The organism is Pseudomonas sp. NPDC089406, assembly GCF_044900265.1.
GTDB classification, from domain to species: domain Bacteria; phylum Pseudomonadota; class Gammaproteobacteria; order Pseudomonadales; family Pseudomonadaceae; genus Aquipseudomonas; species Aquipseudomonas fakonensis.
The window spans coordinates 84139-96576 of record NZ_JBJDNC010000027.1 but is presented as its reverse complement, the minus strand read 5'-3'; the positions used below and the strand labels follow the sequence as shown (position 1 = coordinate 96576).

General features: G+C 63.9%; 11 protein-coding genes and 1 pseudogene. 2 read left to right on the top strand and 10 right to left on the bottom strand.

The window, feature by feature from the left end:
- Window positions 1–221: 221 nt before the first annotated feature.
- The 3 genes and pseudogenes from ACI2KK_RS19210 to ACI2KK_RS19200 form a co-directional block, all read right to left on the bottom strand.
- Window positions 222–926, bottom strand: a complete 705-nt coding sequence (locus ACI2KK_RS19210) for a methyl-accepting chemotaxis protein (RefSeq protein WP_369992135.1) — start codon at window positions 924–926, stop codon at window positions 222–224.
- Window positions 927–1130: 204 nt separating this feature from the next.
- Window positions 1131–1238 (bottom strand): annotated as a pseudogene (locus tag ACI2KK_RS19205) (HAMP domain-containing protein); the annotation flags it as partial.
- 1288 nt (window positions 1239–2526) lie between these two features.
- Window positions 2527–3288, bottom strand: a complete 762-nt coding sequence (locus ACI2KK_RS19200) for an SDR family oxidoreductase (RefSeq protein ID WP_404670138.1) — start codon at window positions 3286–3288, stop codon at window positions 2527–2529.
- Window positions 3289–3466: 178 nt separating this feature from the next.
- On the opposite strand from ACI2KK_RS19200, the gene ACI2KK_RS19195 reads away from it, so the two are divergent.
- Window positions 3467–4468 (top strand): NADP-dependent oxidoreductase, encoded by a 1002-nt coding sequence (locus ACI2KK_RS19195; protein WP_404670137.1) that lies wholly within the window; start codon window positions 3467–3469, stop codon window positions 4466–4468.
- A gap of 70 nt (window positions 4469–4538) precedes the next feature.
- Here the strand turns inward: ACI2KK_RS19195 and pyrF are convergent, their stop codons facing one another.
- On the bottom strand, window positions 4539–5240 hold the full coding sequence (gene pyrF, locus ACI2KK_RS19190; RefSeq protein ID WP_404670136.1) for an orotidine-5'-phosphate decarboxylase: 702 nt from the start codon (window positions 5238–5240) through the stop codon (window positions 4539–4541).
- Between the two features lie 185 nt (window positions 5241–5425).
- On the opposite strand from pyrF, the gene ACI2KK_RS19185 reads away from it, so the two are divergent.
- Entirely contained in the window at window positions 5426–5593 is a 168-nt protein-coding gene (locus ACI2KK_RS19185) for a DUF2897 family protein (protein ID WP_217888227.1), read from the top strand.
- A 50-nt stretch (window positions 5594–5643) separates the two neighbouring features.
- Here ACI2KK_RS19185 and ACI2KK_RS19180 read toward each other — a convergent pair whose 3' ends face one another.
- The 6 genes from ACI2KK_RS19180 to ACI2KK_RS19155 all read right to left on the bottom strand — a co-directional run bounded on the left by ACI2KK_RS19180 (window position 5644) and on the right by ACI2KK_RS19155 (window position 12373).
- Window positions 5644–5985, bottom strand: coding sequence for a ComEA family DNA-binding protein (locus ACI2KK_RS19180; RefSeq protein ID WP_404670135.1), 342 nt, complete (start codon window positions 5983–5985; stop codon window positions 5644–5646).
- Between the two features lie 182 nt (window positions 5986–6167).
- Window positions 6168–8162 carry a polysaccharide biosynthesis protein gene (locus ACI2KK_RS19175; protein ID WP_404670141.1) on the bottom strand — a complete coding sequence of 665 codons (1995 nt, stop codon included), beginning with the start codon at window positions 8160–8162 and terminating at the stop codon, window positions 6168–6170.
- Between the two features lie 95 nt (window positions 8163–8257).
- Complete coding sequence (locus ACI2KK_RS19170) at window positions 8258–9268, bottom strand: glycosyltransferase family 4 protein (protein WP_404670134.1); 1011 nt, start codon at window positions 9266–9268, stop codon at window positions 8258–8260.
- Window positions 9265–10233 (bottom strand): UDP-glucose 4-epimerase family protein, encoded by a 969-nt coding sequence (locus ACI2KK_RS19165; protein WP_404670133.1) that lies wholly within the window; start codon window positions 10231–10233, stop codon window positions 9265–9267. The genes ACI2KK_RS19170 and ACI2KK_RS19165 overlap by 4 nt, the downstream gene beginning before the upstream one ends.
- Window positions 10234–10242: 9 nt before the next feature.
- A complete protein-coding gene (gene wecB / locus ACI2KK_RS19160; protein ID WP_404670132.1) occupies window positions 10243–11370 on the bottom strand; it encodes a non-hydrolyzing UDP-N-acetylglucosamine 2-epimerase in 1128 nt (375 codons plus the stop codon).
- Complete coding sequence (locus ACI2KK_RS19155) at window positions 11363–12373, bottom strand: polysaccharide biosynthesis protein (protein ID WP_404670131.1); 1011 nt, start codon at window positions 12371–12373, stop codon at window positions 11363–11365. The genes wecB and ACI2KK_RS19155 overlap by 8 nt, the downstream gene beginning before the upstream one ends.
- Window positions 12374–12438 lie beyond the last annotated feature (65 nt).

The window sequence follows — 12438 nt, the reverse complement described above, 5'->3', positions numbered from 1 at the left end:
GCCCATCGCGACACAAGGCCGCTTCCCACGGGGACTGTGTTAAATCAATGAGTTGTAGTTTGTTCTATGAGAGCCGGCTTGCCGGCGATAGGGCCGGTAAAGCCGGCCCAAGACAGTTGCTCCCACCGGTAATCTGTGTGGGAGAACAGGCGTGTGCTACCTGTACCGGCCTCATCGCCGGCAAGCCGGCTCCTACAGGTTCGGCACAGGCCTGAAGGTGATCACAACCTGAAATGCCCAACCATCCCTTTCAGGTCATCCCCCAAGCGCGCCAGCTCGATGCTTGAGCGGGCGTTGTCGGCCATGGCCAGCGCCGCCTGATCGGCGCTGCCGCGAATCTGCGTGACGCTGCGGCTGATTTCCTCGGCCACCGAGCTCTGCTGCTCGGCGGCGGCGGCGATCTGCTGGTTCATCTGTTGGATCAACGATACCGCCGCCGCAATGCTGCCCAGTGCGCTTTCGGTCTGCAGCGCGTCGGCCACTGCCAGGCGCACCAGCTCGGTGCTGCCGCGGATCTGCGTCACCGACTGCTGGGCATTGCCACGCAGGCTGGCCACCAGGCGCTCGATCTCTTCGGTGGACTGCCGGGTACGCCGGGCCAGGGCCCGCACCTCGTCGGCCACCACGGCAAAACCACGCCCCTGCTCGCCGGCCCGGGCCGCTTCGATGGCGGCATTGAGTGCCAGCAGGTTGGTTTGCTCGGCGACGCTCTTGATCACCTCCAGCACGTCACCGATGGTGTGGATCTCGGCACTGAGGCTGTCGATGCCGCTGCTGGCGGTCTCGGCCGCAGTTACCAGTTGCTCGATGCGTTGCATGCTCTGGCGCACCACCTCCTGCCCGCTGCCGACCTTGTCGTCGGCGGCCTGGGCCGCCTGGGCCGCCTGCTCGGCGTTGCGCGCCACGTCGTGCACGGTGGCGGTCATCTGCTGCATGGCGGTGGCCACCTGCTCGGTTTCGTCCTTCTGGCTGCCGACCTCGCGGTTGGTCTGCTCGGTCACCGCCGACAGCGCCTGGGCGCTGCCGGCCAGTTGCTCGATGCCCTGCTGCAGGCCGCCGACAATGCCGGTAAGGCCTTCGGCCATCTGCTGCATGGCCTGCTGCAACTGCCCCACCTCGTCCTTGCGCGGCGCTTCGGCCTCGATCGCCAGCTCGCCTGCGGCGATGCGCCGGGCGCGCTCGATCACCCGGCGCAGCGGAGCCACCACCGCACGGGTGATCAGCCAGGCGGCCAGCATGCCCACCAGCAGCGCAAGGCCGGTGGCGACCATGATGGCCGTGGCATTGCGCGCAAGCTCGGCCTGCATGGCTTGCTCCTGGGCGGCGTACGCCTGGTCGACCCGGGCAGTGGCTTGCCCAGCGCGCGCCTGCAACTGCGCCTTGATGCCCTGCTCCTGGCCGAGCAGGTCGGTGTATTCGTTGAGCTTGTCGGAGAAACTGGCAATGTGCCCGGCCACCTCGCCGAGCACGCTCTGATAGCCGGCGTCGTCAATGCTGCCCTTGAGTTGCTCGACCAGCCCTGCGGCCTCGACGGTCTGGGCGATGCGCCCCTGGCCACCCTCCTCGCTGCCCTTGCGGCTCTGCTCCAGGCGCACGCGGGCCTCGTCCATGGCCTGCAGCATCAACCGCGACACCTGCGCCACCTGGGCGGACTGTTCGAGGAACTCGCTGCCCTGCTGGCCTTGGGACTGCTTGAGGGTGTAGGCGCCGTCGTCGGCCAGGCCCGACTGCAGCACATCGAGGTTGTTGGCGACGCTGGAGACCGACCAACTGGCCATATCCAGCGCCAGCTCCTTGGCCTGTACCGCCTGGACAAACTGATCGAAAGCCTGGCCGTAGGCGGCCAGGTCGCCCTCGGCAGCGGCCAGCGCCGGCAGGCTGCGGGCGCGTTCACTCAGGGCCTGCAGGCCGGTGCGCAGGGCATCGGCCTCCTTGATGTCGGAGCGCAGGGCAAAAGCCTGTTCGTGCTGGCGCAGGCGCAACAGGTCGGTATTGAACTGGGCCATCTGGCGCAGGCCGTCGAAACGCTGGCCGACGTGGGTCAGGGCGTAGACGCCGAGGGCAGCCACCACCAGGGTCAGCAGCAGCACCAGGGCAAAGCCCAGGCCGAGCTTGCGGGCCATGCCCAGGTTGGCCAGAACACCCTGTCTGCTCGTCGCCATTGGCGATCCCCCCGTCAATTGTGGTTCGCCCCCATCGCCTGTAGGAGCCGGCTTGCCGGCGATGGGCCGCAAAGCGGACCCGACAGCCATCGACAGAGTGACAACGCCCATGCCCCCATCACAAGACCTTGGCGCCAGAATGGTGTCATTTGGCTATGAGTGTGTCGCTTTCAGGCTGATGGAGGTCGCCCTGCGTGCCGGAACAGCGCCAGGGCCCGCCGGGCCTGTCCGTAGGCGACATCAGTGGCGGTTGCCGTTGGATTGAATGGCACCGTGGGAGCGGGCTTGCCTCGCGATCATCCCGTGCGGGCCCCATCGCGGGGCAAGCCCGCTCCCACGCTACCGCTCAATTCAGCAAGAAGACTCAGATCGCCAGCGCACCGCCGTCGACCGTCAGGCTATGGCCGGTGGTGAACGCCGCGCCATCGCTGCACAGGTACAGCACCGCACTGGCGATCTCCTCCACCTTGCCGATACGCCCCACCGGGTGCATCGCCGCGGCGAACTCAGCCTTGCGCGGATCGGCCTCGTAGGCACGGCGGAACATGTCGGTGTCGATCACCGCCGGGCATACCGCATTCACCCGGATGCCTTTTTTCGCGTACTCGATGGCCGCCGACTTGGTCAGGCCGATTACCGCGTGCTTGGAGGCGGCATAGATGCTCATCTTCGGGGCCGCCGAAAGGCCGGCCACCGAGGCCGTGTTGACGATCGCCCCGCCGCCCTGGGCCAGCAGCAGCGGCAGCTGGTACTTCATGCACAGCCATACACCCTTGACGTTGACACCCATGATCGCGTCGAACTCGGCCTCACTGCCCTCGGCCAGGCGGCCCTTTTCAATCTCGATGCCGGCGTTGTTGAAGGCGTAGTCCAGGCGGCCATAGGTGTGCATGGCTTGCTCGTGGAGTTGGCGTACATCGCTGTCCCGGGTGACATCACAGGCCACGAACAGCGCCTCGCCGCCCGCCTCGCGAATCAGTGCCACCGTGGCTTCGCCACCGGCCGCATCACGGTCAGCTACCACTACCTTCAGGCCCTCGGCAGCGAACGCCAGGGCTGTCGCCCGGCCAATACCGGCCGCACCACCGGTGACCAGGGCGACCTGGCCGGAGAAAGTCATGCTCATCACGGGCTCCTGCAATGAAGAAATCGGGTCGGAAGTGAGTCTAGTCAGGGGCACACTGGCCTGGGCAGCATCATCAGGGGCGCGGTTGTACTACTATCGTTGCCGGTGATCTTGCGTGACGCGGCCCATCAGCACGGTCGATCATCAACCCCCATGCCTCGTTTCAGGAGAACTCGCCATGCCCCATACCAACCGCCGCTTCCTGCTCAGTAAACGCCCCGTCGGCGCCGTGCGCCGCGACGACTTCACCTACGAGCAGGTACCGGCTGCCGAGCCGGCTGAAGGCCAGGTGCTGGTGAAAAACCTTTACCTGTCGCTGGACCCGGCCATGCGTGGCTGGATGAACGAAGGCAAGTCGTATATCCCGCCGGTGGGCCTTGGCCAGGTGATGCGCGCTCTCGGCGTGGGCGAGGTGGTGGCCTCGAAACACCCTGACTACAAGGCCGGCGAGCATGTCAGCGGTGCCCTTGGCGTGCAGGACTACTTCACTGGCGAGCCGCAGGGTATGCACAAGATCGACCCGCGCCTGGCGCCCCTGCCGCGCTACCTGTCGGCGCTGGGCATGACCGGCATGACCGCCTACTTCGCCCTGCTGGAGGTCGGCCAGCCCAAGGCCGGCGAAACGGTGGTGATTTCCGGCGCTGCCGGCGCGGTCGGCAGCATTGCCGGGCAGATTGCCAAGCTCAAGGGCTGCCATGTGGTCGGCATTGCCGGCGGCGCGCAGAAGTGCCAGTACCTCAAGGACGAACTGGGCTTCGATGGGGTGATCGACTACAAGGCCGAGGATGTACTGGCGGGCCTGAAGCGCGAATGCCCCAAGGGCGTCGATGTGTATTTCGACAACGTTGGCGGCGATATTCTGGACGCGGTGCTGTCGCGTCTGAATTTCAAGGCGCGGGTGGTGATTTGCGGTGCCATCAGCCAGTACAACAACAAGGAGGCGGTCAAGGGCCCGGCCAACTACCTGTCGCTGCTGGTGAACCGCGCGCGCATGGAAGGCTTCGTGGTGATGGACCACGTGAAGGAATACGGCAAGGCCGCACAGGAGATGGCCGGCTGGCTGGCCAGCGGCAAGGTGAAGAGCAAGGAGGATGTGGTGGAGGGGCTGGAGACCTTCCCCGAAACGCTGCTCAAGCTATTCAGCGGGGAGAACTTCGGCAAGCTGGTGCTGAAGGTCTGAAACAGCCGGCCCCTACAGATGATCACATTCTCTGTAGGAGCCGGCTTGCCGGCGATGAGGCCGTCAGCGGTTAACCACGAATCTCGGCAACCACCGCCGCCAGCGCCTGGGCCGGGTCGGCCGCCTGGCTGATCGGGCGGCCGATCACCAGGTAGTCGGAACCGGCATCCAGTGCCTGACGCGGGGTGAGGATACGGCGCTGGTCGTCCTGGGCGCTGCCGGCCGGGCGAATCCCCGGGGTCACCAGTTGCAGCGAAGGGTGCGCAGCCTTAAGTGCAGGAGCCTCCAGGGCCGAGCACACCAGGCCGTCCATGCCGGCCTTCTGCGCCAGCGCCGCCAGGCGCAGCACCTGTTCCTGCGGGTCGACGTCCAGGCCGATGCCGGCCAGGTCCTCGCGTTCCATGCTGGTCAGCACGGTCACACCGATCAGCAGCGGCTGCGGGCCGCTGCGCTTGGCCAGTTCTTCACGGCAGGCCGACATCATGCGCAAGCCGCCGGAGCAGTGCACGTTGACCATCCACACGCCCATCTCGGCCGCGGCCTTGACCGCCATGGCGGTGGTGTTGGGGATATCGTGGAATTTCAGGTCGAGGAACACCTCGAAGCCCTTGGCGCACAACGTCTCGACGATGCCGGACGCACTGCTGGTGAACAGCTCCTTGCCGACTTTCACCCGGCACAGCGCAGGGTCGAGCTGGTCAGCCAGCTTCAGGGCGGCTTCACGGGTAGGGAAATCCAGGGCGACGATCAGGGGCGTCTGGCAGGCGGACATGGGCAGCGGTCTCTTGGCAAGTCTTGAACGGCGCGCATTGTAAACGAAGTGGGGCAGGCTTTGGGGGCCGCGGGTCACGAACAATTGGCCGTGGCGGTGGCCGATCCTATAATTGAACCATCGCTGGCGCATGTGGTTCGAATGTTCTACAAGCGCCGTCCCACATGCTTTGCAGGAGAACATCGATGCCTTGGTATGCCTGGTTGATACTGATAGTAGCCCTCGGCTCGATCGTCGGCGGGCTGATGATGTTGCGTGATACGGCCAAGAAGCTGCCGTTGACCGAGGAACAATTGAAAAAGGTCCATGAGCGCAATGCCGAAATGGACGCCAAGGAAGCCCAGGATCGCTGACACACGGCAGGCCGGCCACTCCTGCAGGAGATGACCGGCCATGGGCGTACTTACTTGACCATCAGCTTGTCACGGTTGCGCTCCAGCAGCGCGTTGCCGATGCCCTTGATTTCCAGCAGCTCATCCACCGAAGTGAACGGGCCATTGGCATCCCGGTAGGCGACGATGGCTTCGGCCTTGGCCTTGCCGATGCCGTTGAGCTCTCGCTGCAGCGTGCCGGCATCGGCGCTGTTCAGGTCGAGCATGGCAGTGCCGGGTTGATCGCTTGCCATGCCCATTGACGGCGCAGTGACCTCGGTAGCTGGCAGGGTCGTCGACGCAGGCGCGGCCTGCAATGATAACGACAGGCCCAGCAGCGGGAGCAACAGGTAGCTGAGGACGGTATTGCGCATGGTTCGACACTCCTTGAGTCGGTAGGGTATGCAACCTTCTTGGTTGCCCAGCCAACCCTAGTCACGCCCTGCGCGCTGCGCAAACGGCCCACCCAAAGCAACTTTTTCCAGATAATTCAAAGGGTTGAGGCTGGTGAAAATACCTACAAAAAAACCCGGCAGATCGCCGGGCTTTTTCGGAATCAGGGCTCCAATCGCCGCTGCTGGTATATCCAGTCGACGATTTCGCCATCAGGCGTATAGCCGCTGACGGTCTCGCGCAGCAACTGCCGCACACGCCCGTAGTCATCGCCCGCGACCGAAGCCAGCAACTGCTCAAGGCGCTCCTTGAGCACTTCCCAGGGCAGGTGGTCCTCATGGGCACTCATGATCATCGGGTGGCGGGTGGCATCGACGTTGTCACCAATCAGCAGCTCTTCGTAGAGTTTCTCGCCAGGGCGCAGGCCGCTGAACTCGATAGCGATATCGCCTGCAGGGTTGCGCTCGCTGCGCACGGTCAAACCCGACAAGTGAATCATCTTTTCCGCCAGCTCGACGATCTTCACCGGTTCGCCCATATCCAGCACGAACACATCACCACCCTGCCCCATGGAGCCGGCCTGAATCACCAGCTGTGCGGCCTCGGGGATGGTCATGAAGTAGCGGGTGATCTTCGGATGAGTCACGGTCAGCGGGCCACCGGCCTTGATCTGCTTGCGGAACAGCGGAATCACCGAACCGGAGGACCCCAGCACGTTGCCGAAGCGCACCATGGTGAAGCGGGTCGAGTTGATTCGCGGCACATGGTGGCTGTCGCCCAGCAGTACGGGAGAACTCTCGCGGCTCAGGGCCTGCAGGGTCATCTCGGCCAAACGCTTGGTGCTGCCCATCACATTGGTGGGCCGCACCGCCTTGTCGGTGGAGATCAGCACGAAGTTGGCTACCCCGGCCTGCAACGCAGACTGCGCCGCGTGCAAGGTGCCCATGACATTGTTCAGTACGCCTTCGGCGATGTTGTGCTCGACCATTGGCACGTGCTTATAGGCGGCCGCGTGGTAGACGGTCTGCACCTGCCAGGTCTGCATCACGTGCAACAGCTTGCCGGCGTCGCGCACCGAGCCCAGGATCGGCAGCAGGCGCACACTCAGCGACTCGCGCTGGCAACGCTGCTCCAGCTCACTAAGGATGCTGTAGAGGTTGAACTCGCTGTGTTCGAACAGCAGCAGCGTGGTCGGGCCCAGGCCCATGATCTGCCGGCACAGCTCCGAGCCGATGGAGCCACCTGCCCCCGTTACCAGTACCACCTTGCCGGTGATGCAACGCTGCAGCAGGCCCTCCTCGGGCGGTACCGCATCGCGCCCCAGCAGGTCGGCGATATCGACTTCCTGGATGTCATCCACCTTGACCTGGCCGCTGGCCAGGTCCATCAGGCCCGGGACGCTGCGTACATGCAGCGGAAAGGCCTCCAGGTCGTTGAGAATCTCGCGCCGGCGGGCGCGGCTGGCCGAGGGGATGGCCATGAGAATTTCCTGGGCGCCGGTGGCATCGATCATGCGCTGGATCTTGCTTGGCTTGAACACCTGCAAACCGGAAATGACCCGGTCGGCGATGCCCGGGTCGTCGTCGATGAACGCCACCGGGCGCATCGAGCGGCCCATGCGCAGGGCCGCCAGCAGTTGATTGCCCGCTGCACCGGCACCGTAGATGGCAACACGCACCTGGCCGTCGTCGCGGTTGGCGAAAGGTACGTGCTGGGCAGCAGCGAACCAGTCGCCCATGAAATAGTGGCGCATCAGCAGACGAAGCCCGCCGAGCATGACCAGACTCAACCACCAATAGTTGAACACGATCGAGCGCGGAACCAGGGTGGTATGGTTGCTATACCAATAGACAACCAGCGCCAGCATCAGCGACGACAGGGTGACTGCCTTGAAGATGACCATCAGGGCATCGTTACCGAAATAACGCATGACTGCCCGATACATCCCAAAACGGATGAAGATGGGTATGGCGATGACCGGCGCGGCCAGGTACAGCCACGGATGGCTCAGGAAGGGCAGACCTGCGTCATCCCACCCCAGGCGCACGACGAACGACATCCACAGCGCCAGCCAGACCAACAGCAGATCGACGGGTACCTGCAGTGCCCGCTTGTAGCGACGTGGCAGGCCTAACAGGCCTGTTCTCAGTTTTTCCATCATCAGACTTGTCCCGCCCCCGCATCCCGCGGGAAATGACGTTAACTCCAGATAGCACGGTAGGTGCACGTGTGTCGGTCAAGGCCGACACTTTGTCATACTTCTTGGGCGCCCGCGCGGTAGAACCATGCCAGGGCGAGCAACGGCGCGTAGGCGAGCAGCAGGCCGGCCAGACCGTCGATCTGCTGTAAGACTACCGCCACCGCCAGCGGCAGCAACCACAACAGGTTGATGGCCAGCACCCCAAGGGTCACCGGCAGGTGTCGGCGCAAGCGCCGCGAGGCGAACTGGTAAGCATGGCTGCGGTGCGCCTCGTAGACTCTCTCGCCCCTGAGCAGGCGGCGCAGCAGGGTGAAGGTGGCATCGACCACGAACACCCCAAGCAGGATCAGCCAGCCCCAAAGCAGTTCGCTGGACTGCCAGGCGGCCAGCAACGTCAGCACCCCCAGCACCATGCCGAGGAAACCACTGCCGGCATCGCCCATGAAGATCCGTGCCGGCGGGAAGTTCCAGAACAGGAACCCCAGAACCGCCCCGGCCAGCAACAGTGGCGCCCAGATCAGCTGGTCAGCGCCCCCCACCAGGTACAGCAGGCAGGCACCCAGGCAAGCGGTAATCGCCTCGACGCTGGCGATGCCATCGATGCCGTCCATGAAGTTGTACAGGTTGAGCATCCATACCAGGTAGAACGCAGCCAGTACATGACCGAGCCAGCCCATTGCCAGGGTGAAACCGAACACCTGCAGCGGCGGCAGGCCGCCGAGCCAGGCCAGCGCCCAGATGGCCGCGCAGAAGTGCCCGAGCAGGCGCCAGCGCGCGGCGATATGGCCATGGTCATCCATGAAACCGATCACTGCCACCAGCAGCCCGGCGCCAAACAGGGCGAACAGCGCCGCACTGTCGAGCAGCCCCCCCCACACCAGCAGCGGCAGCGCCAGCAGGAACGCCACGACAATCGCCACGCCGCCCCCACGGGGGGTCGGCAGGCTGTGGGAGCTGCGGGCATTGGGAATGTCGATGATGCTGCGCGCCAGGGCATAACGGCGCAGCAAGGCAGTCATCGCCAGAGAGAAGACCACCACGAGCGGGAGTAACCAGTAAATCATTTGCGTAGGGAATCCTGATAATGCCGGGCCGTGGCCTTGAGCGCTGCATCCACCGTGACCGGCGCAGTCCAGCCAAGCAGTGTACGAGTCTTATCGATATTGACCGCCAACGAACCGCACAGGCGCTGGGACAGCGCCTTGCGTCCCAGGCAGGTGGCCGCCAGGCGTAACATCCACGCTGGAACCGGCAGCAACCTGGCCGGTTTTCCCAACGCATTGGCCATGCGGCGCAGCAGCTGGGTAGTCGACAGGTCTTCGCCATCACTGACCAGAAATACCTGGTTGGCCGCTGCCGGGTGGGTGGTGCAGGTGACCACCAGGTCCACCAGGTTATCCAGTGCGACCAGGCTTCTGCGGTTGTCGATGGCGCCGAACGGCAGCACCACACCGCGGTCAAGCCAGCGCATCATCGACAAAAAGTTGGCCTTCACGCCGGGCCCGTAGACCAGCACCGGGCGCACGATCACCACCTCGATCAAGCCCTGCTCGGCAAGCTGCAGCAACTGCTGTTCGGCTTCATGCTTGGACACCCCATAAGGGTCCTGGGGGGCCGGTGCATCATCTGCACGGTAGTCGGCCCCGGGCGCGGTGCCCTCGCCATTGACCTTGATCGAACTGACGAAGACGAAACGCCGGACACCGGCAGCCGCAGCCTGGCGGGCCAGGTTGACGGTACCCGCCACGTTGACCTGGCGAAACGCTGCCAGGGGGTCGGCCTCGTTGTCGTTCATCACATGCACGCGTGCGGCGCAGTGGACCACTACATCGACGCCCTGCAAGGCTGCCTGCCAACCATCGTTGACAGCAAAATCGCGGCACACCACGGCCTGGGCCGCGGCCGGCACGCTCGCAGCATCGTTGCGCACAGGGCAAATCAGCTCACATCCGCCGTCAGCCAGCAAACGCCTGGCCACGGCCGCCCCAACGAAACCACTGGCACCAGTCAGCAGCACCCGTTCAGCCACGCCCGCCACTCAGGACTTACGCCAGACGGTACGGTTGATGTAATCCGTGTAGCTGAGCACCACCCGCACCACCTGCTGCGACACCGGGCCGCCCTCGTAGTCCGGCACTACCGGAATCTGCCGCTGGCCGGCCTGGTGCTGGCTGGTGATCACCTTCACTGCGCCCAGTACCGACTCGGCCTTCAGGCCGCTCATGATCAGCGTGCCTTCATCCATGCCTTCGGGGCGTTCGTGGGCATTGCGCAGGGTCACCGCCGGCAGGTTGAGCAACGAGGCCTCCTCGGTGATGGTGCCGCTGTCGGACAACACGCAGAACGCCGACATCTGCAGCTTGATGTAATCCAGCAGCCCGAACGGCTTGACGAAGCGGATCAGCGGGTGATCAAGGCTCTCGCCCAGGCTTTCCAGACGCTTGCGGGTACGCGGATGGGTCGAGACGATCACCGGGTAGCCATATTGCTCCACCAGCGCACGCAGGGTAGCCAGCAGGTCGCGCAGGTTGTCCGGGCTGTCGACGTTTTCTTCGCGGTGGGCGCTGACGATAAAGAACTTGCCGGCCTCCAGGCCGCTGCGGGCAAGCACGTCGGACGCTTCGATCTTCGGCATGTAGTACTCGAGCACTTCATGCATGTGGGAGCCGGTCTTGATGATGGTTTCCGGGCGGATGCCTTCGGCAATCAGGTAGCGACGGGCATGCTCGGTCAGCACCATGTTGATGTCCGAAAGATGGTCGAGCACCTTGCGGTTCAGCTCTTCTGGCACACGCTGGTCGAAGCAGCGGTTGCCGGCTTCCATGTGAAACACCGGGATCTTGCGGCGCTTGGCGGCGATCACCGCCAGGCAGGTGTTGGTGTCACCGTACAGCAGCAGCGCGTCGGGTTGTTCCTGCTCGAACACCGCATCGGCCTTGGCGATCACCTCGGCGATGGTCTGCGCTGCAGTTTCGCCGGCAGCACCGAGGAAGTGGTCTGGCTTGCGGATTTCCAGGTCATCGAAGAACACCTGGTTGAGCTCGAAGTCGTAGTTCTGCCCCGAGTGAACCAGCACGTGGTTGACCTGGCGGTCGAGTTCGGCGATTACCCGGCTCATCTTGATGAGCTCCGGGCGGGTGCCGACCAGGGTCATGACCTTAAGCATTCAGTTGCTCCTTGATGTAGTCGAGTTTCAGCAGCAACTGCTTGACGCCCTCGATGTCCAGGCGCTCGGTATTGTGCGAGGTGTAGTCCTCGAGTTCGGAGATCTTCTCCTCGCCCTCGACGAAGTACTTCTTGTAGTTGAGGTCGCGGTTGTCGGCCGGGATGCGGTAGTAGCGGCCCATGTCTTCGGCCTTGGCCATTTCCTCGCGGGACACCAGCGACTCGTAGAGCTTCTCGCCATGGCGGGTACCGATGACCCGCAGCGCGCTGTCACTGGCGAACATCTCTTTCAGGGCCTGGGCCAGGTCGCCCACGGTGGAAGCCGGCGCCTTCTGCACGAACAGGTCACCCTGTTCGCCGTGTTCGAAGGCATGCAACACCAGGTCTACAGAGTCTTCCAGGGACATCAGAAAACGCGTCATGGCCGGGTCGGTCACGGTCAGCGGCTCACCGCTGCGCATCTGCTCGATGAACAGCGGAATCACCGAGCCGCGGGAGGCCATGACGTTGCCGTAGCGGGTAGAGCACACCACAGTGCCCCCCTGGGGAATCATCCGCGACTTGGCCACCACCAGCTTCTCGGCCATGGCCTTGGAAATGCCCATGGCGTTGATCGGGTACACCGCCTTGTCGGTGGACAGCACCACCACCCGCTTCACGCCACAGGTGATCGCTGCGTTGAGCACGTTCTCGGTACCGATGACGTTGGTGCGCACGGCTTCCATCGGGTAGAACTCGCACGAAGGCACCTGCTTGAGGGCCGCAGCGTGGAAGATGTAGTCGACGCCGACCATCGCCTGTTTGAGGCTGTCGCTGTCGCGGACATCACCGATGTAGAACTTGACCTTGTCATTGGCCAAGGCGATGCGCATGTCTTCCTGTTTTTTCTCGTCGCGCGAGAAAATGCGGATTTCACGCACATTGGTATCGAGGAAACGCCGTAACACCGTGTGACCGAAGGAGCCGGTGCCTCCGGTGATCATCAATACCTTGTCATCGAACATAAAACCTTCCCAACTGGTGCGTAAGGCCCGCAGACCAAACGAAATGAAATAGATACATGGCGATA